Consider the following 24,164-nt stretch of genomic DNA (forward strand, 5'->3'; position numbering starts at 1 on the left):
AGGAGGACACATATTGAACGTGATAACAGATATTACAGAACTGATCGGAAATACACCGCTGCTCCGTCTCAATCATTTTGATATACCGGAGGGAACAGCGGTTTATGCTAAGCTTGAGATGATGAATCCGGGCGGAAGCATTAAAGACAGGCTGGGCGGGATGCTCATTGAAGATGCGCTTCGCACGGGAAAGGTGAAACCGGGCGGCGTTATCATTGAGGCGACTGCCGGAAACACCGGGATCGGACTCGCTCTGTGCGCCAGAAAGCATCAGCTTCGCGCCGTTTTTTGCGTCCCGGAGCATTTCAGCAGAGAAAAGCAGCAAATTATGAAAGCTCTCGGAGCGGACATCGTGCATACGCCGAGAGAAGAAGGCATGCAGGGAGCCATCCGAAAAGCGCTTGAACTGGAGAGAGAGATTAATAATTCTTATGCCGTTCTGCAATTTAAAAACCGAGTAAATCCATTGACTTACTACAAAACGATCGGACCCGAAATATGGAACGCACTCGGCGGGGATATCCACGCTTTTGTCGCAGGAGCGGGTTCCGGCGGCACCTTTGCCGGTACGGCAGCTTATTTAAAGGAGAAAAATCCTGCCGTCAAAACGGTGATCGTTGAACCGGAAGGCTCGATCCTGAACGGAGGAGAGCCGCATGCCCATAAAACGGAAGGCATCGGCATGGAGTTTATCCCGGATTATATGGACGAGAACCATTTTGACGCCATTTACACGGTGGAAGACGATACGGCGTTTTCGCTTGTCAGAGAAGCGGCCGAGAAAGAAGGCCTCTTAATAGGAAGCTCTTCAGGGGCGGCTCTTTATGCAGCGCTTGAAGAAGCGAAAAAAGCGCCCGCCGGATCAAATATCGTCACCATTTTCCCTGACGGCAGCGATCGATATATAAGCAAAAACATTTTTCAAGGAGGTCAGTAAGATGAAGAAAAAAACGCTGATGGTGCACGGAGGAATTACGGGAGATGAAAAAACAGGAGCGGTTTCCGTACCGATTTATCAAGTAAGCACGTACCGGCAGCCGAAAGCGGGCGAGCACACGGGTTATGAATATTCAAGAACGGCCAATCCGACGCGGACGGCGCTTGAAAGCTTAATTGCGGAGCTTGAAGGCGGCGCGGCGGGATATGCGTTCGGCTCAGGCATGGCTGCGATTACTGCCGTCATGATGCTGTTTGACAGCGGCGATCATGTTATTTTGACGGATGATGTATACGGCGGCACTTACCGGGTGATGACAGGTGTGCTGAACCGCTTCGGCATTGAAGCGGACTTTGTTGATACGAGCAATGAAGAAAAAGTCAAAAAGGCCATTCGCCCGAATACGAAAGCCATTTATATCGAAACACCGACAAATCCGCTATTGAAAGTGACTGACCTCAAACTGATGTCTGACATCGCAAAAGAAGCGGGCGTATTGCTTATCGTCGATAATACGTTTTACACGCCGTATTTCCAGCAGCCGCTCAGCTTTGGCGCGGACATCGTGCTGCACAGCGCGACAAAATATCTCGGCGGCCACAGCGATGTCGTCGGCGGCTTAGTTGTGACGGCTGATAAAGAGCTCGGTGAAAAGCTTCATTACGTGCAAAACTCAACGGGCGGCGTTTTAGGACCGCAGGATTCATGGCTTTTAATGAGAGGCATTAAAACACTGGGACTCAGAATGGATGCCATCAATCACAGCGCCGGGAAAATCGCCGAGCTGCTTGAAGCGCATGATGCCGTTCAGACGCTCTACTATCCGGGATCAGCGAAACATCCGGGCCATGAGCTGACAAAAGCGCAAAGCTCCGGTTTCGGCGGAATGATTTCCTTTGATATCGGCAGCAGTGAACGCGTCGACGCGTTTTTAGAAAAATTGAACCTGTTTACAATCGCTGAAAGCTTAGGAGCGGTTGAAAGCTTAATCTCCGTGCCGTCCAGAATGACGCACGCTTCGATTCCGCGCGACCGCCGGCTTGTGCTTGGCATTACCGACGGGCTCGTACGGATCTCAGTCGGTATTGAGGATACTGAGGATTTAACGGCGGATGTGAAACAGGCGCTTGATTCCCTTTTATAAAGAATGGATAGATTTACATTCTCTGTCGGCTGTCAGCTTGTATTATAATGTTGGTAGACTATAAAACTGGCAGGTGACCTTATATGGAGAAGAAAAGACTGAAATCATTAATAGAAGATTTTAAGCATTACGCATTTATTCTGCTTGCAGTCAGCACCTTCATTTATATCGGCGCGGTTCTTCCCGGACAAGGGCTGACTGCGGGCCAGAAAATGCTGATGTTTGTAACGGATTGTGCATTTTTAGCGGGCGCTTATTTCTGCGTTGACCGTTCACTTATTTATAAAAAGAGGCTGGAAGAGGCCGATGAATAAAAAAAGCCATTGTCTTTTGACAATGGCTTTTTCATTTCTTATTCAGACGGGGTTTCGCGTAATTCTTTTCCCATTCCTTTTAAAAACTGCAGCCCGAAGCCGAGCGCGCGGTTAATATCAGGATCACCGACGGCTTTCATCAGTTCAAACATACTGACTTTCCTGTCCTCTTTTAAAAATCTTTGCGCCTGATCCGTCCCGGCCATGGCGCTTTCTAAAAGTCTGCCCATAAATTCGGGATCAGCTTTTGACAGCGCGCCTCCCGCGGCCATCATCGTATTCAGGAGATTGGTGACAGGTTCCCGGGAAATCTGTCCGAGTGCGATTTTGGCAATCTCCTCTTTTGCCTGGAGCATATAGCCGGCGGCATCAAAAATGCCCAAGCTATTCAGCTCTGCCATGATGGACATCGTTTTCGCGACGGCTTCTTCATTTTCTGCGAGAAGCGTCTTCAGCTCTTCCAGTTTTTCAGCTTTCAGCTGTTCCTCTGTTTTCGTTTCTTTTTGAATTTCAGTAATTGGGCTTGCCATAATGTTTCCTCCTTTCCTTAATCAGTTAAGTGCACATAGCCCGGACGGTTCCATTTTCGCTGAGCTTCCACACCGTTTTGCGGATGACGTTTTTTGTTCCGCGGATTCGTTTTCGGAAGCGGCGGAGTATCACAGGAACCGAGCACTTCCATGCGGACTTTTGTCTGCTTATAGGCAGGTGTATGTGTCCGTGAATCATACGCAGGCCCGGTCAGGAAATTAATCGCAGAATCTTTATCTGTAGAGTTCATCGGCAGATAAAGCTCATTTGCGCGGACGCGGTCTGTCACAAGCGCGTTCAATTTAACCGCTCCAAAAGGAGAGACGAGCCGGATCATTGTCCCGTCGCAAATTCCGCGTTCAGCCGCGAGCTCCGGCGATACTTCAACAAATACATCCGGAACTTTAGACTGAATGCCTTTTGACTTGTTTGTCATGTTTCCTTCGTGGAAATGTTCAAGCATCCGTCCGTTGTTAATATGCAGGTCATATTCTTCAGGGAATACAGCAGGCTCCACCCAATCGCTCAGCGCAAAGCGGGCTTTTTTGTCCGGGAAGTTAAAGCCGTCTTCATAAAGAAGCGGAGTGCTTTCTCCCGTAAAGCTTCCCCACAGGAAGCTGTTCCAGCCGCTAAGAACGTCGTAGCTTGCTTTTCCGAACAGCGGAGAAAGGCTCGCCATTTCTGAGAAAATGTCGCTAGGATGCGTGTAATTCCAATCAGCGCCTAAACGATTGGCGACTTCCTGAATAATCCACCAGTCGGGTTTTGCATCGCCGAGTGTCGGAAGCGCCTGATACAATCTTTGCACACGACGCTCTGTGTTTGTAAATGTTCCGTCTTTTTCAAGAGATGGAACCGCAGGCAGGATGACATCCGCGTATTGCGCCGTTCTTGAAAGGAAAATATCCTGTACAACAAAGAAATCAAGGCTGGATAAAATGTCATGAACATGGTTGGCGTTTGAATCGACGAGCGCCATATCTTCACCGACGAGATACATGGCTTTCATGTTTCCTTCTTCAATCGCATGGAGCATTTCGATATTATCAAGACCCGGCTTGCCGTCAATTTCAACACCGTAAGCTTTTTCGAATTTAGCGCGTGCCGCATCATCTGTAATATGCTGATATCCCGGAAGCCAGCCTGGAAGAGTTCCCATATCGCAAGCGCCTTGAACGTTGTTATGTCCCCGCAGCGGATAGGCTCCGGCGCCCGGACGGCGGTAGTTTCCTGTGGCAAGCAGCAGGTTGGAAATCGCCGCTGATGTATCAGAGCCGCCTGTATTCTGGGTTACGCCCATGCCCCAAAGAACACAAGTGCCGTCTGCATCACGAATCATTTCGGCAATGCGGATGATCGTATCCTGAGAAAGTCCGGTGATGCGCTCCGCATATTCCAATGTGTATTTTTCCAGCGTTTCTTTATAATCATCAAAGTAGTTGACATTTTCATCAATAAACGCTTGATCGTGCCAGCCTTGGTCAATCATATATTTCGTTACTGCCATGAGCCAGACCTGGTCAGTCCCTTGTTTCGGGCTGATAAAGAGGTCGGACCGTTCAGCCATTTCATTTCTGCGCAGATCGGCAACAATCAGTTTTTGGCCGTGCAGCTTATGGGCGCGTTTCACGCGTGTGGCCAGAACCGGATGTCCTTCCGCCGGATTGGCGCCGACGATGAGCACGAGGCCCGCTTTTGCGATATCTTTAATTGTGCCGGCGTCTCCGCCCATACCGACGGTGCGGAATAAGCCGTCCGTTGCCGGTGACTGGCAGTAGCGTGAGCAGTTATCCACGTTGTTGGTTTCAAATACTTGGCGTGCCAATTTTTGAATGACGTAGTTGTCTTCATTCGTAATTTTAGAAGAAGAAATAAAACCGACAGAACCATTTCCGTGTTCGGCCTTGATCGAACCGAGTCTTGAAGCGACAAGGTCAAGGGCTTCTTCCCATGACGATTCAACAAATGCGCCGTTTTTCCGGATGAGCGGTTTTGTAATCCGTTCTTCCGAATTCACGAAGTCCCAGCCGAATTTCCCTTTCACACAAGTGGAAATCGCGTTAACCGGAGCATCGGAAACAGGCTGAATTTTAAGGATGTCACGGCCTTTTGTCCATACTTCAAAAGAGCATCCGACGCCGCAGAACGTGCAGACTGTTTTTGTTTTTTTCGTCCGTTTATCGCGCATAGCCGCTTCCACTTCTGACACGGCGAAGATGCTTGTATAGTCGGGTTCAACATTTTTTACTAAATCAATCATCGGTTCCATAACATCTTCTTTTATTCCTGTCATAAATCCGGCTTGGCCGAGCATTGATTTTTCCATCAGTGCGTTACAAGGGCAGACAGTGACACACTGGCCGCAGCTGACGCAGGATGATTCATTAATGGCGACGCCTTCATCCCAAATGACCCGCGGGCGGTCGCGCTCCCAATCAATTGAAAGAGTCTCATTCACCTGAAGGTTTTGACACACTTCCACACATTGGCCGCAGGCGATGCATTGGTTCGGATCATAGCGGTAAAACGGGTGAGACATATCAACCGCGCACTTTGAATCATCTTTCGGCGTATACGGATATTTCTGATGCTCAATTCCCATCATTTCCGCTGTATTATGCAGTGTGCAGTTGCCGTTGTTGTTATCGCATACCGTACAGTAAAGCAGGTGATTCTCGAGCAGGCGGTCCATGGCCTCTGTCTGAGCCTCTTTTACCCTTCCCGACGTAAGCGAGATGGACATCCCGTTTTCTGCAGCCGTGGAACAAGAGCGCTGCAATTTCCCGTTTACTTCAACAATACAGGTGTCACATGTTTGAATCGGATCTACTTCCGGTACATGGCATATTTGCGGAATCTCAATTCCGTTTTGGTTTAAAATATCTAAAATCTTTGACCCCTCTGGTGCTTCATACTCCGTGCCGTCAATTTTGACACGGATAGACTGAACGTCTGTCACTTCCAATTCCCCTCCATCTTTTAAACTCGAAAAAAAGCCATGCACATAGATACCGGCCTCCTGTCTGGAGAACGGTATAAATACGCATGGCGGAATAGTTCACTAGCAAGTCTTACTAACAGACCAATCCTATTTGTATAAAACGATAGACTCGTAACACGTTTCCTATTACAAATCCATCTTCACTGCTTTTATTATAAGGTGATATTTATTATAATACAATACGAAAGGAAAACTTTAACCAGGTGAAATGTCAAAAAGGGGAACCGGGAATGTCTTTCATAGGCTGAAATCGGAGGGGACAATATGTCTAAAAAAATTCATGAATTTAACGATATTATCCGGAAATTGCGCAAAGAATTATTTGGAAAGGGGCCGGAACGAATTCACACCGTTTTTGTGGATAACATGGCGGTATCAACGCTTTACGGCAATCTAAGCGCAAGTGAGCAGTTTATCGCACGCACGCCTGAAGGAAGAGAAATGGTTCATGCGGCGCGGACCAGCTTAATTCAGGAACTGTATTCAAAACAAACGCCTGACGGAATGGAAGAGCTCATCGGAGCAAAGCTCGTGCATCTGTTTTCAGACATCAAGATCGAAGAGAATATTGCGGTGTCTGTATTTGTCTTTGACCGAACAATTGAAGAGCGCCGTGAAGAAATCAAAAGCTGAAAAAAATTCAATTGACACGAAATTGTCACATTTGATATGATATGAACTGCCAGCAGTGGCCTAAGGACGATTTTTTATGGAATGTGTGCATGATCTGTACATATTCTATACCGCATATTTTCATTCTGCTTGATATTGTTGTATGGGTATGCATACAAGTTAGGCAGCATTCAAACCCTCGTTTTTTCAGACGGGTTAGTTGAATGCTGCCTTTTTTGTTAGGCGTCTTTGGAAACTGCGGGCTGAATTGTTAAATGGAGGGGTTATTATGGCTTTTCGTAAACCGGACGAAATAGCGGAGCTTGCGGTCGAATCAGGGGTAAAAAAGGTGCATTCACCGCTTTCAGCACTGATTGTATTAGGATTTTTGGGAGGAGCGTTTATCGCACTCGGTTATTTGCTTGATATCCGTGTCATCGGCGACCTTCCGAAAGAATGGGGAAGCCTGTCGAGTTTAATCGGGGCGTCCGTGTTTCCCATCGGATTGGTGCTCGTCGTTCTTGCCGGCGCGGAGCTGATTACGGGAAATATGATGTCGGTATCCATGGCGCTGTTTTCCAGAAGAATATCCGCCGGTGCATTAGTGAAAAATTGGGTGATCGTGACGTTGATGAATCTTGTCGGCGCACTGTTTGTCGCTTACTTTTTCGGACATGTTGTCGGATTAACCGAAACAGGACCTTACTTGGAAAAAACGATTGCGGTCGCACAAGGCAAATTGGATATGCCGTTTGGAAAAGTCATTGTTTCGGCGATCGGCTGTAACTGGCTTGTCTGTTTGGCCGTCTGGCTTTCTTTCGGCGCAGAAGACGGAGCCGGAAAAATCGCGGGTATATGGTTTCCGATTATGGCGTTTGTCGCAATTGGTTTTCAGCACGTTGTAGCCAATATGTTTATCATCCCGGCTGCGATTTTTGCAGGCTCTTTTTCGTGGGGTGATCTGATTGGCAATCTCATTCCGGCCTTTATCGGGAATGTAATCGGCGGGGCAGTGTTTGTCGGCCTTATTTATTTTATTGCATATTCAAAAAAAGATCAGAAAAAGCAAGGGATGAAAAGAGTTTCCTGAGGTAAGAAAGATGCCGGAAAACACGGACAATTGAAGCGGAATGCCAGCACATTTTCCGTCCAAATCTTGAAAAAAATGTTTACAAAATGGAAGCTGATGGATATACTTACAAAGTAAGAAAAAAGCAAAGGGAGGTTGAATCACATGACGACGTTAAACGGCAATCAAAATTTACAATTGAACCGATTCAGCCTGTGGAAGAGTTCGTGTCCTTCCTTAACCTCTGCCCGTCAAGCACGTTAATTTCGGAGTATCAGGACATTCGCAGCTCCCCGCAGGGAAAGAAGCTCCGTCTTCTTTTGTCTGCGGATTTAGTCTGCCCGCAGCGCATATGAAGTTTGCTGCGGGTTATTTTCGCTTGTGCGGATATTGAAAGGGGGTGAGCGATAATGACCATTAATCTTTTCTTTTTAACACTGACCATTTCAAAGCGTTTTAAAAGTGCGGAAGAGTATGAACGAGAACAGCAGGTCGAAGAGTTTTATAATGAAGCGAAAGAACGCCAGCTGAAACACTTTTATATGAACTGAACGGACACGAAGGGCCAAAACGGAGGAGAAGGAGGAGATCATCATGTTCAGAATTGAACTGCTGAATCATTACACAATGGAGAAGGACCAGGTTTAGCGAGGATGTTGCTGTCACGTCGCAGACGGCCTGCATACCATGGTAAAGAAAGAAAAATTGGTAAGCGGGTGATAGCATGCAAGGCGGTCAGAACAGAATTCCATCCATCGGGCACGGGTATGCGTCAATGCCCCATTCATTTAAACACGGCTACGGCAACCCGTATCGCCGGCAGAGAATGGCGGCGCTTTCCCGGCAGACAAGATATATAGCACCGTATTATTGGTACTAGAGCAGGCGGAAAACCTATGTTTTCCGTCTTTTTTTATGAAAACAAATATAAATTTCAAATAAATCGAAACGTTCATGAAGAGAAGTGCGTCTAGTTAGTACCTCATACTAATACGAGGTAATATTATTTCTGAATAATAAATCACAGGAATGGAAAAGCGGGTGTTATACAATGTTGCAACATACATCTTCAGCATTAAAACGAATGCGCGCGAAATACTTTGCTGCATCAGAACCGGCAGAGTCAGTCATTCAGCAAATATTGATGGACATACAGGAATACGACCGCATTTTGGAAATCGGGACCGGAAACGGCTCAATGTTTAAACAAATCATCGGACAGCTTGAAAAGGGCAGTCTTAAAAGCATAGAAACATCGAAACGTAAAATACGGAAAACACAGCGCGCAAACCGTTCGGTTATAAAAGCCGGGCTCGGAAACATTCAGCAGGGGAGGCCGGAAAGCATACCGTTCCGCGACCGCAGTTTTCATAAAGTCTTCTCGTTACATACTGCTGAAACAGTCAGCGATTACCGGACAGCATGTAAAGAAGTGTATCGCGTTCTTCAAATTGACGGGTGTTTCTATATGGTTTTGAAACCTTCGCGGATGAGTGAAAAGGATGTGATTGAGGTGCTCTATGATCAGCATTTCAGAGACATTTCAGTTGTCAGCAGAGATTCATTCCATTTTATTACTGCCATTAAATAGAATATTTCTTGGGAAATAAAAAGAGCTGCTTAAGTCACTGCAGCTCTTTTTGTGAAATTGGGCATATTTCCTTATTTTTGGTTATTTCACATATATTTTATATTAAAAAAAGTTTTTTTCTTATACAATGGTAATCAGATGACCGTACATTTTAAATATTTTGAACAAACGGAATGAATATTCATTCCGCATTTAGAAAGGGGGATGAAATGACAGCTTCAAACAAGGTTGAACTCATTATGAAAGCGTCGCTTACTTTGTTTACAGATAGAGGATTTGACGCCACGACGATTCCGATGATTGCCGCTCAGGCCGATGTCGGAACCGGCACAATCTACCGTTACTTTGACAGTAAAGAGACACTTGTGAACGTACTGTATCAGGAAAGTGCGCAGCGTTTTATGAAAAAAGTCAAAACGGACTTTCAGGGTATCTCTGTAAGAGAAGGGTTTCATCACCTGTTTTATTGTCTGATTGATTTTACGAAGGAAAGTGAGTATGCATTGTTTTTTCTTGAAACGAATAAGGACGCCTACTTTCTGAATGAAACGAGCCGTAAGCTTCTTGATGAAATAACACAGATGCTTGACGTCTTTTTTCAGCGCGGCAAGTCTGAAGGTGTGCTCCGCAATCTGCCGTCCAATGTGCTGATGGCGCTGCTGCTCGGGGCATATCTCAAACTCTATCAGCTTATTCGGACGGGAAGCGTCGAAATAACAAAACCGTTTCTGAAAGAACTGGAACAATGTTCTTGGGATGCCATCAGAACTCATTAATTATTCGCCGAAGGAAGGAAGATCGATATGAAACAGCTAAGCGCTATACCGCAGCCGAAAACATACGGACCTCTGAAAAATCTCCCTCACTTGGAAAAAGAAAAACTGTCACAATCGCTCTGGAAAATTGCCGAAGAATACGGCCCGATCTTTCGTTTTGAATTTCCGAGCTCTGTCGGGGTCTTCGTCTCAGGCCGCGAGCTCGCGGCAGAAGTCTGTGATGAAAAGCGATTTGATAAAAACCTCAGCAAAGCCTTGCTGAAAGTCCGTGAGTTTGGCGGTGACGGACTATTTACGAGCTGGACTCACGAAAAGAATTGGCAGAAAGCGCATCGGATTTTATTGCCGAGCTTCAGCCAGAAGGCGATGAAAGGCTATCATTCAATGATGCTTGATATTGCCATGCAGCTCGTGCAGAAGTGGAGCAGATTAAATCCGAATGAAGAAATTGACGTTGCCGAAGATATGACGCGCCTGACGCTGGATACAATCGGCCTGTGCGGATTTCATTACCGCTTTAACAGCTTTTACCGCGACACACAGCATCCTTTTATCACGAGCATGCTTCGTGCGCTGCAGGAGGCCATGCGCCAATCGCAGAGACACAGCCTGCAGGACAAGCTGATGATCAAAACGAGACATCAGTTCCAGCAGGATATTGAAGAGATGAATTCGCTTGTAGACCGGATCATCGCTGAGCGGAGGGAAAATCCGGATGAGAATCTGTCTGACCTTTTAGCATTGATGCTTGAAGCGAAAGACCCTGTAACGGGGGAAAGGCTGGATGATGAAAATATCCGTTATCAAATCATTACTTTTTTGATCGCGGGGCATGAAACCACAAGCGGGCTGCTTTCTTTTGCGATATACTGCCTGCTGAAAAATAAAGATAAATTGAAAAAAGCCGTTCAGGAAGCCGAGCGGGTGCTGACGGGTGAGACACCTGAATATAAGCAGATTCAGCAGCTGACATATATCCGCATGGTGCTGAACGAGACTTTGCGGCTGTATCCGACTGCCCCGGCATTTTCCCTGTACGCGAAAGAAGATACGGTTCTCGGCGGGAAATATCCGATTGCGAAAGGACAGCCGGTGACGATTCTGACTCCGCAGCTGCACCGGGATAAAAGCGCGTGGGGAGAAGATGCCGAGCTATTCCGTCCGGAAAGGTTCAGCGATCCCGCGGCAATTCCGGCTGATGCGTATAAGCCGTTCGGAAACGGACAGCGCGCATGCATCGGGATGCAGTTTGCCCTGCAGGAAGCGACAATGGTGCTCGGCCTTGTCCTTAAACACTTTGAACTGATTGATCATACTGATTATGAGCTTACGATTAAAGAAGCTTTAACCATTAAGCCCGGTGATTTTAAAATCCGTGTGAAAAACAAGGATGTGTCCAATCAGCAGTCCGCACAAAACCATAAAGCTGAAGGCAGCGGTCACAAAGAAGAAACGAAAGAAATACCGTCCCACGGAACTCCGCTTCTCATTCTTTACGGTTCAAATTTGGGAACTGCGGAAGGAATTGCGGAAGAGCTGGCTGACATCGGCAGAAGCAAAGGATTTTCAACTGAAACCGGCCCGCTCGATGATTATGCAGGGAAACTGCCTGTAAAAGGCGCAGTCGTTATTGTGACGGCTTCTTATAACGGGGCGCCGCCTGATAATGCGGCGGGTTTTGTGAAATGGATGGAAACCCTTGAAGATCAGGAATTAAAGGGTGTTTCTTATGCTGTCTTCGGCTGCGGAGACCGCAACTGGGCCGCCACTTACCAGAGGATCCCCCGCCTGATAGACAAAGTGCTTGAAGAAAAAGGGGCAAAAAGGCTGACTTCTATCGGGGAGGGCGACAATGCCGATGATTTTGAGTACAGTCAGGAAGCCTGGGAAGACTCATTCTGGAAGGACATCATGAAGGCTTTTCATATAGAGGCCGCTCCAAAACAGGCAAACAAATCACAGTTATCAATCGAATACGTAAGTGAAGCAGCCGAGACGCCGATTGCCAAAACGTACAAAGCATTTGAGGCGGAAGTCATCACAAACAAAGAGCTTCATACCGAAAGCAGCAAGCGTTCAGTCCGGCATATTGAGCTGCGTCTCCCGAAAACCGAAACGTATCAGGAAGGAGACCATCTCGGGGTGCTTCCGCAAAACAGCGGGGAACTGATCAGCCGTGTCATTCGCCGATTCGGTCTTGATCCGAACCAGCACTTTAAGATCAAGGGCCGGCAGCTGCCTCATCTGCCGATGGACCGGCCGGTTAATGCGCCGGAGCTTTTGGCGTCATATGTAGAGCTGCAGGAACCGGCAACGAGAGCCCAGCTTCGCGAACTTGCCGCCCATACCGTGTGCCCGCCGCACCAAAAAGAATTGGAGCATCTTTATTCTGACGATGCGGCATATAAAGAAAACGTGCTGAAAAAACGAATGACCATGCTGGACCTGCTGGAAGATTATCCGGCTTGTGAACTGCCGTTTGAGCGCTTTTTAGAACTTCTGCCGTCCTTAAAGGCGCGCTATTATTCAATCTCAAGCTCACCGAAGTCAAACAAAAGGGAGCTCAGTATCACGGTCGGCGTTGTGACGGCTCCGGCGTGGAGCGGCCGGGGAGAATACAGAGGCGTGGCTTCGAACTATTTAGCCGGATTACAAAATGGCGATTCTGCGGTCTGTTTCATCCGCTCGCCGCAGTCGGGTTTTGCATTGCCTGAAAATACGAAAACGCCTCTCATTATGATCGGAGCAGGCACCGGAATTGCACCGTTCAGGGGATTTATCCAGGCGCGGGCTGCAGAAAAAATGTCCGGTAACAGCCTGGGCGAAGCTCATTTATACTTCGGCTGCAGACATCCGGAAGAAGACGATCTGTACAAAGATGAATTCGACCATGCGGAGAAAAACGGCCTTGTCACCGTGCATCGGGCGTATTCCAGGTTAGATCAGGACTGTAAAGTTTACGTACAGGATGTCCTGGTTCGCGAGGCTGAACAAATTATTGCTCTCCTTGACCAAGGCGGCCATCTCTATATATGCGGCGACGGAAGCAAAATGGCTCCGGCCGTAGAAAATGTACTGCTTCAGGCGTATGAAAAGGTGCATAACACTGATTCAAAAGTTTCCTTGAATTGGCTTGAACAGCTGCAGGCGGAAGGAAGATATGCGAAAGATGTTTGGGCAGGTATGTAACAGAAGAGTGAGACAACTGAAGAATGTTTTTTAATTGAAGAAAGCCGGCACGATATTTGAAATCTACTGAATCAAAAGGAATAGTTATAGGGAGTATCGTGCCGGCCTTAACTTTAGTATCGGACAAAAGACACAAATCTTTAATGTTTTTATTGATTTACATGCAGGCGGCTATGTCCCTTTTTTCTGAATTCCGCCAGAAATAAAACCGGATAAGACACTAATAGCAAAACCGAAATAAATGAAATGATACCGATCCAATGAAAATGCGTCCAAAAGAAACCGCCGCAAGACCCTGCCACGCTTGAACCGATATAGTATGCAAGCAGATATAATGAAGAGGCTTGCGCGCGCTGATCACCGGCTGCGCGGCCGACCCAGGCGCTTGCGATCGAATGCGCGCCGAAAAAGCCGAAGGTAAAGACGGCAATCCCCGCGATTTTAAGCGCAAGCTGGGGCAAAAGTGTCACCGCTGCGCCGGCAAGCATAACAAAAATCGCAATCTTAATCATTTTTGCGCTTCCGAAAAGATCTGCTTTTTTCCCCATATAGACAGAGCTGAACGTTCCCGCGAGATAGACAATAAAAATAAAACCGATCACAGTCTGCGACAAATGATAAGGAGCCGCCATTAAATGAAAGCCGATATAATTATATAATGTCACAAAACTCCCCATTAATATAAATCCCAGAGATATTAACAAAAGCAGCCGTTTGCGGTGCAGAACCGCTCCGTATTCCTTACATGCCGCTTTTACGCCCGCATGCCGCTGAGATGAATGGCGCGGAGCCGGAAGAAAACGCCAAAACAAATAGCTTAATACAATAGAAAGAATGCCGATGATGGCAAGCGCCGGCCGCCAGCCGAATACATCGGTCAGAAGCCCCGTTAACAGCCTGCCGCTCATTCCCCCGATGCTTGTGCCGCTGATATACAAGCCCATCATTTTCCCGAGGCCCTTCGGATCAAACTCCTCGCCTACATATGTCATAGCGACAGCAGGAACGCCTGCCAGAAAAATACCGAGCAGCCCCCTCATCGCCAAAAGCGCCGGAAAAGCCGGACTGAACGCTGTTAATATACCTAAAACAGAAGTAGCTGTTAACGACAGCACCATTAATTTTTTTCTGCCGAATCCGTCAGACAACGAAGCGGCGGCCAATAATGAAAATGCCAAAACGGCTGTTGAGATGGATAAAGTTAAGCTGGCAGCTGCAGCGGAAATATGAAACTCTTCCGAAAACAAAGGCATAAGCGGCTGTGTCGTGTAAAGCGTGGCAAATGTCACAAAGCCGCTGATAAACAGAGCCAAGCTGGCCTTTCTGTAAGCCTTTGTATGAGGCTGAATAAACGTCATGAATGTCCCTCTTTTCTCACTGTTGGTTATATATGTATCGTACGCTTTTCATTTCAATGTGTCTAATTTATAATAACTATAGAAATAATGCGTGTAGGTTATGAGGAAAGGGGAGAAGGAGAAAATGGAGCTTCATCAAATTGACAACTTCATTGCGGCGGCAACTCATCAGCATTTCACAAATGCGGCAAAAGAAAGGATGATTTCTCAGCCGGCATTAAGCCGATCGATTATCAGGCTCGAAGAAGAATTAGGCGCGCCGTTATTTTACAGAGAGACAAAAGCCGTCCGGCTGACAAGGCATGGAGAGCAGTTCTTAATAAAAGCAAAACAAGCGAGACGAGCTTTAAATGAAGGCGTTGAACAAGTGAAAAAAAATATGAGCCTGGAACACGGCGAAATATCTGTATCTTTTCTTCATACGCTCGGGCTGCGCTTAATGCCTCAACTGATTGCCGAATTTAAAAAGCTATACCCAAACGTGACCTTCCGGCTTTATCAAGGCGCAAATGAAACGCTCCGCAAAATGGTGGAAACGGGAGATGCGGATATCTGTCTCAGCTCCCCGCCGCTTCCCAGCGAGCTTTTACAATGGACGGTGCTGGAGAAAGAGCCTCTATATGCGGTGCTTCCTGAGAACCACCCGCTTGCAGGAAATAAAAGCATTCAAATGAAAGAGATGCAGGACGAGGATTTTGTCGGATTTAAACCGGGATACGGGCTGAGGTATATGTTTGATCTGATGTGCCGGGATTTGAATATACACCCGCATCTCGCATTTGAAGGAGAGGAAGTGTCAACCATATTAGGGCTGACCGCCGCGGGTCTTGGGGCTGCAGTTCTGCCGAAAACCGCAGAGCATTCATACTTTCCGGTCGTTTTTCTCCCGGTTGCAGATTACCAATGCGAACGCACCATAGCGTTAGCCCAGTTAAAAAACCATGCTCTCTCTCCCGCTGCTGAGCGTTTTAAACAGTTTGCACTTGATTATTACAAAGCACGCAACTGAGCGGTCATTTTATTAAAATCGAAGTTGAAAATAAAGCAGAAATACAGAAAATGGAGGAAAACCATGGCGAAAAAAACAGTGAAAACAAATGCTGTCCGTATCATTGAGCAGCAAAACATTCCCTATGAGCTATTAGGTTACAAAACAGAAGGGGGACAGCCCGCAGACGGTCTTTCCGTTTCACAAAAAATCGGATACGCTGCCGAATATGTTTATAAAACCTTAGTGGCATCTGCAGGAACAGATCGTTATTACGTCTTTGTCATTCCCGTTGCAAAAGAACTGAATCTGAAAAAGGCTGCGAAGGCGGCAGGTGAGAAGAAAATAGAAATGATTGCCATGAAGGACCTTTTAGGAGTGACCGGCTATATGCGCGGCGGCTGCTCTCCGATCGGCATGAAAAAAAGGTTTCCGACTTTTATTGATAGATCCGCTGAAACACTGGAGTTTATGATTGTCAGTGCGGGGAAAATCGGAATGCAGCTGAAAGCAGCGCCTCAAGATTTAGCCGAAGCAAGCGGGGCGGTATTTACAGACATTGTATAAATGTCCGATGAATCTAATGGAATACACGTGTCAAGGGAGAATGATAATGAAAAAAAGATATGAAAACTTGAATGGCGTGAAGAATGAACATGGATTCAGGGACATGTTGAAATGGATGAAAGAACGAAGAGAGAAAAGTAAAGACTTAAGCGAGAACATTCCGAAAGCGGTCACTAGGGATGTCCGTGATGTTGCCGTCAATCGGACGGAAACCGCCATAACATGGATCGGCCATTCTTCATTTCTGATCCAAATACAGGGGCTTAACATAATGACCGACCCTGTATGGGCGCGGCGGATGGGTTTTCAAAAACGGCTGACAGAGCCGGGATATGAATTGAGCGAACTGCCTGACATTGATGCCGTGCTCATTTCACACGGGCATTATGACCATCTTGATTTTCCGAGTATAAATAAACTGAGAGGAAACCCGGATTTTTACGTGCCTGCGGGATTGAAAAAGCTGTTCATCAAAAAAGGCCGCAAAAAGGTTCATGAAATGAATTGGTGGGATCGTTTTGAGTTGCGGGGGGTGAATATATCATTTGTTCCGGCCCAGCACTGGACACGGAGAACGCTTTGGGATACCGATACCTCTCATTGGGGAGGCTGGGTCATAGAAAGCGAAAACGGCGAGTCCATTTATTTTGCAGGAGATACAGGCTATTTTGAAGGCTTTAAAGAAATCGGAGAGAGGTTTCGTATTAAGGCGGCTCTGATGCCGATCGGAGCATACGAACCGGAATGGTTTATGCAAGTGTCACATATCAATCCGGAAGACGCCGTGAAAGCGTTTTTGGAGCTGAAGGCTGACAGCTTCATTCCGATGCATTACGGGGCATTCCGGCTTGCTGATGATACAGGCCCGGAAGCATTAAGCAGACTGCACGGCGAGTGGGACCGGCTTGCATTACCTCCTGAAAACCTGAAAGCATTAGCGCTTGGCGAAACATTTTGGCTGTAACAGCAGGTTTTCGCTGCCGACACCAATCGTTTAAAAACGGTTGGTGTTTTATTGTCAATGTGAATAGCTCTGTATAAAACATGATTTTTCCGGAACCTGCGGTAAAAAACAAAACTTTTTACTCTTTTGTTTCACTATAAAATGAAAACGGTTTCGTATGCGCAGTATATTTAACCTATCACAATTGCTCCAGCAGAAACGGACAGGAAGGATAGAAAAACAGATGAAATACATGAATTCAAGGCAGAAAAAGATTTTGTATCTGTTGTTATCTGAACCTGATGACTACTTAGTTGTGCAAGATTTCGCAGACAGGGTCCGCTGTTCTGAAAAAACGATCAGGAATGATTTGAAAACGATTGAAGATTTCCTGAATGAACATGCTCAAGCGCAGCTGATCCGCAAACCGGGATTAGGCGTCTATTTACATATATCTGAACAGGAAAGGTTACGGTTAAGCCGGCAAATTTATAATGAGCACTTTACATGCCGGCACAAGACCGATGAAGAAAGAATACTTCACATCGCTTATGATTTATTAATGAATTCAAAGCCCGTTTCCGCAAAAGAAATTGCCGCACAGCATTTTGTAAACAGAGCTTCCATTAAAAAGGATGTAAGTGCGGTTGAAGAGTGGCTGAAGCGATTTGATCTCACGCTGGTATCTAAACAGCGGCTCGGCTTAAAGATTGAAGGGGACGAAAAAAACAAAAGAAAAGCATTGGCGCGAATTTCAGATTTGATTGATAATGCGGAATTTACAAGCCAATTTATAAAAAGTAAGTTTTTAAGTCATGAAGCGGACTTTGTGAGAAAAGAAATCAAGTTATTACAAAAAAACCATTCTATCTATTTTACGGATGAAACATTTGAAAGTTTGCTGCTGCATACATTGCTGACGATCCGCCGTATCAAAATGAAACAGCCGGTCGCCATTTCTGCAAGACAGCTGGAGGCGGTAAAAAAGAAGAAAGAATATGAATGGACACTGGCTTGTTTAAAACGGCTTGAGCCGGTATTTGCCATCCGGTTTCCTGAGGAAGAAGCCGTCTATTTAACTTTACATATAATAGGCGGGAAAGTCCGCTATCCATTGCAGCAAGAAAAGAAGCTTGATCTTGAAGATTCTGAGCTTTCCAAAGTCGTCAGGCATTTGATCAACTGTGTTTCAGAACTGCAAATGCTGGATTTTCATAAAGACCAGGAACTGATCAACGGATTGAACATTCATCTCGATCCGGTGTTGAAGCGGCTGAGCTATGATCTCTCTGTTTCAAACCCCATGCTTCACGACATCAAAAAAATGTACCCTTATTTGTTTCATCTTATCATTGACGTTTTAGAAGACATCAATCAAACATTTGATCTTTATATTCCTGAAGAAGAGGCAGCCTATTTGACGCTGCATTTTCAGGCAGCGATCGAACGGCTGCGCCGAAGCAGTCATAACCCTAAAAGGACGATCATCGTCTGCCATATGGGCATTGGCATGTCGCAATTGCTGCGGACTAAAATTGAACGCAAATTTCATCACATTACGGTAAAAGACTGTATCGCAAAAGCGGAGCTGACAGAGTATATCAAAAAGCATAAAGATATAGATTTCGTCATTTCTACGATAGGGCTTGGAAATGTAACGATTCCTCATATTGTCGTATCACCGCTTTTGGAGCCTGCTGATGAAAAAAAGCTCAGCGCATTTATGCAACAGCTTGATACATCGCACCGCCGGGAGCAAAAAACGTTTAAAATGCTGAACGATACGACTCCGTTTCTCGTTTTTTTACAGCAAGAGACAGAGCACCGTTATCAGGTCATTGAAAAGCTGGCGCGGGCTTTGTATGAAAAAGGCTATGTAGAAAAAGAGTATGGCATTCATGCAGTAATGAGAGAAAAAATGTCGGCGACAAATATCGGGGCGGGTATTGCCATCCCTCACGCGAACTCTAAATATATCAAACAATCAGCCATTGCAATCGCCACCTTAAAAGAGCCCATTGAGTGGGGGACGGAACAGGTGTCGCTTGTATTTATGCTTGCCGTCAAACACGAAGATCAAAACAAGGTAAAGCAATTATTCAGTGAGCTTTCCTATCTTAGCGAGCAGCCGGCATTTATTCAAAAACTGACGGAAGAAAAAAATGTGATGACGTTTTTATCGTATTTAAACTATTAAAAGCAGGGGATGGCTCCCTGCTTTTTTTCTGTTTATAGGGAAAAATGCCGTTATTTCCGGAACTTATGGTAAAAAAACGCGCTTATCACAGGCTGATTTCAGTATAAAGTTGAGACAAGATCTTGAAATTCAGACTGCAAAGGAGGATTTATATGAAACTGTTAGCGATTACATCATGTCCGAACGGCATTGCCCATACGTATATGGCTGCTGAAAATTTACAAAAAGCAGCCGGCAGATTAGGCGTTGAGATCAAAGTGGAAACCCAGGGCGGAATCGGGGTGGAAAATAGGCTGACCGAAGAGGAAATCCAGGAAGCAGACGCAATCATTATCGCGGCGGACCGTTCGGTGAACAAAGACCGATTCGCGGGAAAAAAGCTGCTGGCCGTCGGGGTTCAGGAAGGCATCCGCAAACCGGAAGAATTAATTCAAAAAGCGCTTAGCGGTGAAGTGCCGATCTATCAATCTGCTTCAAAAGCTCAAACCGCAAGTCAGCAGGGCAAAAAACAAAACCCGATTTACCGTCATTTAATGAACGGCGTTTCTTTTATGGTTCCTTTCATTGTCGTCGGCGGATTATTGATAGCGGTTGCATTGACGCTTGGAGGAGAAAAAACACCAAAGGGCTTAGTCATTCCGGACGAGTCTTTTTGGAAAACGATTGAACAGATCGGCAGTGCTTCTTTTTCATTCATGATCCCGATTTTAGCCGGGTACATCGCGTTCAGCATCGCTGATAAGCCGGGTCTTGTCCCCGGAATGATCGGCGGATATATTGCGGCATCCGGCAGCTTTTACGACAGTGCAAGCGGCGCAGGATTTCTTGGAGGAATCATTGCGGGATTTTTGGCGGGATATGCGGCGCTTGGAATCAAAAAATGTAAAGTTCCTAAAGCAATACAGCCGATTATGCCGATCATTATTATTCCGGTGTTTGCCTCACTGATCGTCGGTTTGGCGTTTGTATTTCTGATCGGCGCCCCCGTCGCTCATATTTTCGCATCATTAACGGTTTGGCTTGCGGGAATGAAAGGTTCGAGCTCAATTCTTCTGGCATTGATTTTAGGAGCGATGATTTCCTTTGATATGGGAGGACCCGTAAACAAGGTGGCCTTTCTTTTCGGATCGGCAATGATCGGAGAGGGAAATTATGAAATTATGGGCCCGATTGCCGTTTCCATTTGTATACCGCCGATAGGGCTTGGGATTGCGACGTTTTTAGGAAAAAGAAAATTCGCCGCCGCAGAAAGAGAAATGGGAAAAGCATCATTTACGATGGGCCTTTTCGGTATCACGGAAGGAGCCATTCCATTTGCGGCCCAAGATCCCCTTCGTGTGATCCCGAGTATTATGGCGGGTTCTATGACCGGCTCGGTGATAGCGATGATCGGCCATGTGGGGGACAGAGTGGCACACGGCGGCCCCATCGTTGCTGTACTTGGAGCAGTAGATCATGTATTGATGTTTTTTATCGCTGTAACAGCAGGCTCTCTTGTCACCGCTCTGTTGGTTAATGTACTGAAGAAAGATATGGCGAAATCCCCCGCGCCCGGTGAGGTGCTGCCGTCTGCCGCACCAAATGAAGCTGCAGCGGCAAAAGAAACAAAGGAACCATCTCAGGCTGACAGCCGAAAAGCCGGGATGACCGAAATCAAAAAACTGACTGACATTATCAGCACGGACTTGATTGAACCGCATTTATCCGGCGAAACGAGGGATGACATTATCGATGAAATGATCGAGAAATTGTCCCGTAAAGGTATGCTTCTGTCTGACAGCGGATTTAAACAGGCCATTTTGAGCCGTGAACAGCAGGGAACCACGGCGATAGGTATGAATATCGCCATTCCGCACGGAAAGTCTGATGCCGTCAGAACGCCGGGTGTCGCATTCGGAATAAGACGTTCGGGTGTTGACTGGAACAGCCTTGATGGTTCTGATGCAAAACTGATTTTTATGATTGCCGTACCGAAGGAAAGCGGCGGAAATCAGCATCTGAAAATATTGCAGATGTTATCCCGAAAACTGATGGATGACAGCTATCGGGAAAGGCTGCTCTCCGTTCAGACAAAAGAAGAGGCGTATGAGCTTCTGGAAGAAATCGAATAAAGCGGGGGATGATCATGTCTACTGAACCGATATTTTTCAATCCGGTTTTCAAAGAAAGAATTTGGGGAGGCGCCGCCCTGCGTGATTTTCACTATAATATTCCGTCCGAGCGGACAGGGGAGTGCTGGGCCTTTGCCGCTCATCAAAATGGACAGAGCACAGTTCGAAACGGCATGTATAAAGGATGTACGCTCGGTGAATTGTGGGAGCATCACAGAGATTTATTCGGAAACCTTGAAGGAGACCGTTTTCCTCTTCTTACAAAAATTTTGGATGCGGACCAAGACCTGTCCGTTCAGGTGCATCCGAATGATGACTTTGCCAAAATGCATGAAAACGGAGAACTTGGAAAAACCGAATGCTGGTATATCATTGATTGTGCAAAAGATGCGGAGATCATTTTCGGCCACAACGCAACTACAAAAGAAGAACTGATATCCATGATTAAGCACGGAGAATGGGACGGGCTCCTGAACAGAGTTAAGGTAAAGCCGGGAGATTTCTTCTTTGTTCCAAGCGGCACCGTTCACGCGATTGGAAAGAGCACACTTATTTTAGAGACGCAGCAAAATTCAGATACGACTTACAGATTGTACGACTACGGAAGAAAAGATGCGGACGGCAGGATGCGCGAGCTCCATTTGGAAAAAAGTATAGAAGTGATAGACGTTCCATCTGTCCGTGAACGGCCGACCGTTCACTATAAACAAACAGATGATCTGCTTGCGGCTATTTTAATAGAATGTCCTTATTTTTCAGTCGAAAAGTGGGATGTAAAAGGTGAAGCAAATCTATTCCAGCATCAGCCCTTCCTTCTTGTCAGCGTGATCGAAGGAGACGGAATAATGATTGCAGGCGGGCATGAATATCCCTTTAGAAAAGGAGATCATATTCTCCTGCCTTCCGGTTTGGGAGAATATAAACTGGCCGGCCATGCAAATTGTATTGTGTCTCATCTGTGATCCTCAAAACCCTTCTCTAGCATCAGAGAAGGGTTTCTCATCACTTTTGCAAAAATGCCGAAATTTCCAGCGTATCAGTGGTTCGTTCCTGAATTTATTCTCTCAATTTGTATATCTCCCGAGCCATTGATTCAAGTATGTACATAGCGGGGATTTGGGTGGTGACATTCGCATTTTCAACCCATTCTTCCGTCACGTAATATGAAATATTCACATCGGACATTTTGGCAATGGTTGAATGTTTATGATTTGTAATACTGATGACCCGGCTTCCTTCTTGTTTCAGCTGATTCAGATGAGTCACTGTAGAATCTCCTTCACCTGAAACCGATAATGCGATCGTGATGCTGTTATGGCGGAAATGGGAATGGGCCGGAAAGTAAGGATCTTTAATATACATTGAAAGTTTCCCTAAGCACGAAAAATATCTGGCTCCGTATTCGGCGAGAATTCCTGAACTTCCCACTCCGATAAAAATGACGCTTTCTGCATCGGCCGCAAGGGCAGCTGCTTCCTTCAGCTTTTCTTCCATGCCTCCGCTTACTGTTCTTTCAAAAAACTCGGCAACGGAATGATGGGGACTCTTTAAAATCGTTTTTTTATTTGCCTCCGCATACATTTTCAGCTTCACCTTAAACTCCGAAAACCCTTCACAGTTTATTTTTTTGCAGAAACGTAAAATAGAAGCCGTCGATACATGGGTTTCATTTGCCAATTCACGGATTCGCATATAGACGACTTTCTCGCTGTTTTGGGAGATGTAGTTGTATAAAGAAGTTTCAAGCTCATTAAATGAAGCAATCATTTCGTGTGTGAACATGCAGGGGGATTCTCCTTTTTATGAGAATGGTGAATGTACATCTAATCGTAACATATCATTTTTAAAAGAAACATAGTGTTATATTGATGTGACAAATCACTTTTTGTGTCATTCAAAACAAGACGTCATCCAATGATTTACGGCACGGAACACCTGTGGATATAATTCGTTCATACGCTTTATGCATGATCTCTTCAAGGGTCTCTGACAAAAGCGGCCGAAAAAAGGAGGACAATATGAGTATCAAACTGATAGCGGTTGATATGGACGGAACGTTTTTGAATGATGAAATGGCATATAACAAAGAGCGTTTTATGAATCAGTATCGTGAATTAAAAGCGCGAGGAATTAAATTTGCCGTAGCAAGCGGAAACCAATATGCGCAGCTTACATCCTTCTTTCCGGAAATCAAAAGTGAAATCGCTTTCGTTGCCGAGAATGGCGCTTTCGTCGTGAATGCCGGAGAAGAATTATTCGCGGGTAACATGTCTGAAGACACTATAAAAGCAGTAATCCGTGCTTTAGAGCAGTATGAGGTGAAAAACGTCATTGTCTGCGGAAAAAAAAGCGCGTATATTCATGAAAATGCCAGTGAAGATGAATATCTGCATGCCAGTAAGTATTATTATGTGTTAAAAAGGGTGCCGCATTTTGAAAACATCGATGATCACATTTTTAAATTTTCCATCAGCTTTCCCGCCGAACATTGTTCCGTACTTCTGAGCCATTTGAAAAACACCATCGGGTCTTTCGTCACGCCTGTATCAAGCGGGCACGGTGACATAGATCTGATCATACCGGGGCTTCATAAAGCAAGCGGGATTAAGCTTCTCCAGAAACAATGGGGGATAAATGATGAAGAATGCGCGGCCTTCGGAGACAGCGGCAATGATCTGGAGATGGTGTCCGCCGTGAAATACGGGATCGCCATGGATAATGCGCAGGAAAGCATTAAACAGGCTGCCGCGCATATCACGCAATCAAACAATGAAGAAGGGGTCTTAAATGCGATTGATTCCATCCTCAAATGTGAAAAACCCTTTGTCTGAAAAAG

21 protein-coding genes are annotated in these 24,164 nt (G+C 45.9%); 17 read left to right on the forward strand and 4 right to left on the reverse strand.

Annotated features, from left to right (window positions below; all coding sequences use genetic code 11):
• Window positions 1–13 precede the first annotated feature (13 nt).
• The 3 genes from OVA33_RS11825 to OVA33_RS11835 all read left to right on the forward strand — a co-directional run bounded on the left by OVA33_RS11825 (window position 14) and on the right by OVA33_RS11835 (window position 2,395).
• On the forward strand, window positions 14–937 hold the full coding sequence (locus OVA33_RS11825; protein WP_061862423.1) for an O-acetylserine dependent cystathionine beta-synthase: 924 nt from the start codon (window positions 14–16) through the stop codon (window positions 935–937).
• 1 nt (window position 938) lies between these two features.
• The gene (locus OVA33_RS11830; RefSeq protein WP_025649668.1) at window positions 939–2,081 is read left to right on the forward strand and encodes a bifunctional cystathionine gamma-lyase/homocysteine desulfhydrase; all 1,143 of its coding nucleotides are present in this window, start codon (window positions 939–941) and stop codon (window positions 2,079–2,081) included.
• 83 nt (window positions 2,082–2,164) lie between these two features.
• Complete coding sequence (locus OVA33_RS11835; RefSeq protein WP_013353003.1) at window positions 2,165–2,395, forward strand: YrhC family protein; 231 nt, start codon at window positions 2,165–2,167, stop codon at window positions 2,393–2,395.
• Between the two features lie 38 nt (window positions 2,396–2,433).
• Here the strand turns inward: OVA33_RS11835 and OVA33_RS11840 are convergent, their stop codons facing one another.
• Together OVA33_RS11840 and fdhF are read right to left on the reverse strand one after the other, a co-directional pair.
• Entirely contained in the window at window positions 2,434–2,925 is a 492-nt protein-coding gene (locus tag OVA33_RS11840) for a helical membrane plugin domain-containing protein (RefSeq protein WP_007612765.1), read from the reverse strand.
• Between the two features lie 17 nt (window positions 2,926–2,942).
• Complete coding sequence (gene fdhF / locus OVA33_RS11845) at window positions 2,943–5,885, reverse strand: formate dehydrogenase subunit alpha (protein ID WP_087920802.1); 2,943 nt, start codon at window positions 5,883–5,885, stop codon at window positions 2,943–2,945.
• Between the two features lie 306 nt (window positions 5,886–6,191).
• Here fdhF and OVA33_RS11850 point away from each other — a divergent pair, with 306 nt between their 5' ends.
• From OVA33_RS11850 to OVA33_RS11880, 7 genes are all read left to right on the forward strand, one after another.
• Entirely contained in the window at window positions 6,192–6,560 is a 369-nt protein-coding gene (locus OVA33_RS11850; RefSeq protein WP_003152783.1) for a Na-translocating system protein MpsC family protein, read from the forward strand.
• Window positions 6,561–6,828: 268 nt separating this feature from the next.
• Window positions 6,829–7,629 (forward strand): formate/nitrite transporter family protein, encoded by an 801-nt coding sequence (locus OVA33_RS11855; protein ID WP_007408225.1) that lies wholly within the window; start codon window positions 6,829–6,831, stop codon window positions 7,627–7,629.
• Window positions 7,630–8,018: 389 nt separating this feature from the next.
• The gene (locus OVA33_RS11860) at window positions 8,019–8,159 is read left to right on the forward strand and encodes a YrzI family small protein (protein WP_003152787.1); all 141 of its coding nucleotides are present in this window, start codon (window positions 8,019–8,021) and stop codon (window positions 8,157–8,159) included.
• A 173-nt stretch (window positions 8,160–8,332) separates the two neighbouring features.
• Window positions 8,333–8,488, forward strand: coding sequence for a hypothetical protein (locus OVA33_RS11865; protein WP_007408227.1), 156 nt, complete (start codon window positions 8,333–8,335; stop codon window positions 8,486–8,488).
• A 171-nt stretch (window positions 8,489–8,659) separates the two neighbouring features.
• A complete protein-coding gene (locus tag OVA33_RS11870; protein ID WP_007408228.1) occupies window positions 8,660–9,199 on the forward strand; it encodes a class I SAM-dependent methyltransferase in 540 nt (179 codons plus the stop codon).
• 209 nt (window positions 9,200–9,408) lie between these two features.
• On the forward strand, window positions 9,409–9,975 hold the full coding sequence (locus OVA33_RS11875; RefSeq protein ID WP_003152789.1) for a TetR/AcrR family transcriptional regulator: 567 nt from the start codon (window positions 9,409–9,411) through the stop codon (window positions 9,973–9,975).
• 27 nt (window positions 9,976–10,002) lie between these two features.
• Window positions 10,003–13,164, forward strand: a complete 3,162-nt coding sequence (locus OVA33_RS11880; RefSeq protein WP_017418210.1) for a bifunctional cytochrome P450/NADPH--P450 reductase — start codon at window positions 10,003–10,005, stop codon at window positions 13,162–13,164.
• A 149-nt stretch (window positions 13,165–13,313) separates the two neighbouring features.
• Here the strand turns inward: OVA33_RS11880 and OVA33_RS11885 are convergent, their stop codons facing one another.
• Entirely contained in the window at window positions 13,314–14,522 is a 1,209-nt protein-coding gene (locus OVA33_RS11885; RefSeq protein ID WP_017418209.1) for an MFS transporter, read from the reverse strand.
• Between the two features lie 124 nt (window positions 14,523–14,646).
• On the opposite strand from OVA33_RS11885, the gene OVA33_RS11890 reads away from it, so the two are divergent.
• The 6 genes from OVA33_RS11890 to manA all read left to right on the forward strand — a co-directional run bounded on the left by OVA33_RS11890 (window position 14,647) and on the right by manA (window position 22,290).
• Window positions 14,647–15,531, forward strand: a complete 885-nt coding sequence (locus OVA33_RS11890) for a LysR family transcriptional regulator (RefSeq protein ID WP_003152795.1) — start codon at window positions 14,647–14,649, stop codon at window positions 15,529–15,531.
• A gap of 63 nt (window positions 15,532–15,594) precedes the next feature.
• On the forward strand, window positions 15,595–16,077 hold the full coding sequence (gene ybaK / locus OVA33_RS11895) for a Cys-tRNA(Pro) deacylase (protein WP_063636726.1): 483 nt from the start codon (window positions 15,595–15,597) through the stop codon (window positions 16,075–16,077).
• A gap of 46 nt (window positions 16,078–16,123) precedes the next feature.
• Complete coding sequence (locus OVA33_RS11900; protein ID WP_025649665.1) at window positions 16,124–17,041, forward strand: MBL fold metallo-hydrolase; 918 nt, start codon at window positions 16,124–16,126, stop codon at window positions 17,039–17,041.
• Window positions 17,042–17,264: 223 nt separating this feature from the next.
• Entirely contained in the window at window positions 17,265–19,217 is a 1,953-nt protein-coding gene (locus OVA33_RS11905; protein ID WP_017418207.1) for a mannose transport/utilization transcriptional regulator ManR, read from the forward strand.
• A 152-nt stretch (window positions 19,218–19,369) separates the two neighbouring features.
• Window positions 19,370–21,328 (forward strand): fructose-specific PTS transporter subunit EIIC, encoded by a 1,959-nt coding sequence (locus OVA33_RS11910; protein ID WP_025649664.1) that lies wholly within the window; start codon window positions 19,370–19,372, stop codon window positions 21,326–21,328.
• A gap of 14 nt (window positions 21,329–21,342) precedes the next feature.
• The gene (gene manA / locus OVA33_RS11915; RefSeq protein WP_017418205.1) at window positions 21,343–22,290 is read left to right on the forward strand and encodes a mannose-6-phosphate isomerase, class I; all 948 of its coding nucleotides are present in this window, start codon (window positions 21,343–21,345) and stop codon (window positions 22,288–22,290) included.
• Window positions 22,291–22,384: 94 nt separating this feature from the next.
• Here manA and OVA33_RS11920 read toward each other — a convergent pair whose 3' ends face one another.
• Complete coding sequence (locus OVA33_RS11920; RefSeq protein ID WP_025649663.1) at window positions 22,385–23,110, reverse strand: MurR/RpiR family transcriptional regulator; 726 nt, start codon at window positions 23,108–23,110, stop codon at window positions 22,385–22,387.
• A 236-nt stretch (window positions 23,111–23,346) separates the two neighbouring features.
• Here OVA33_RS11920 and OVA33_RS11925 point away from each other — a divergent pair, with 236 nt between their 5' ends.
• Window positions 23,347–24,159: a Cof-type HAD-IIB family hydrolase gene (locus tag OVA33_RS11925; protein ID WP_025649662.1), complete on the forward strand. Its 813-nt coding sequence runs from the start codon at window positions 23,347–23,349 to the stop codon at window positions 24,157–24,159.
• Window positions 24,160–24,164: the final 5 nt, after the last annotated feature.

Source organism: Bacillus sp. KICET-1 (genome assembly GCF_027721405.1).
GTDB classification, from domain to species: domain Bacteria; phylum Bacillota; class Bacilli; order Bacillales; family Bacillaceae; genus Bacillus; species Bacillus velezensis.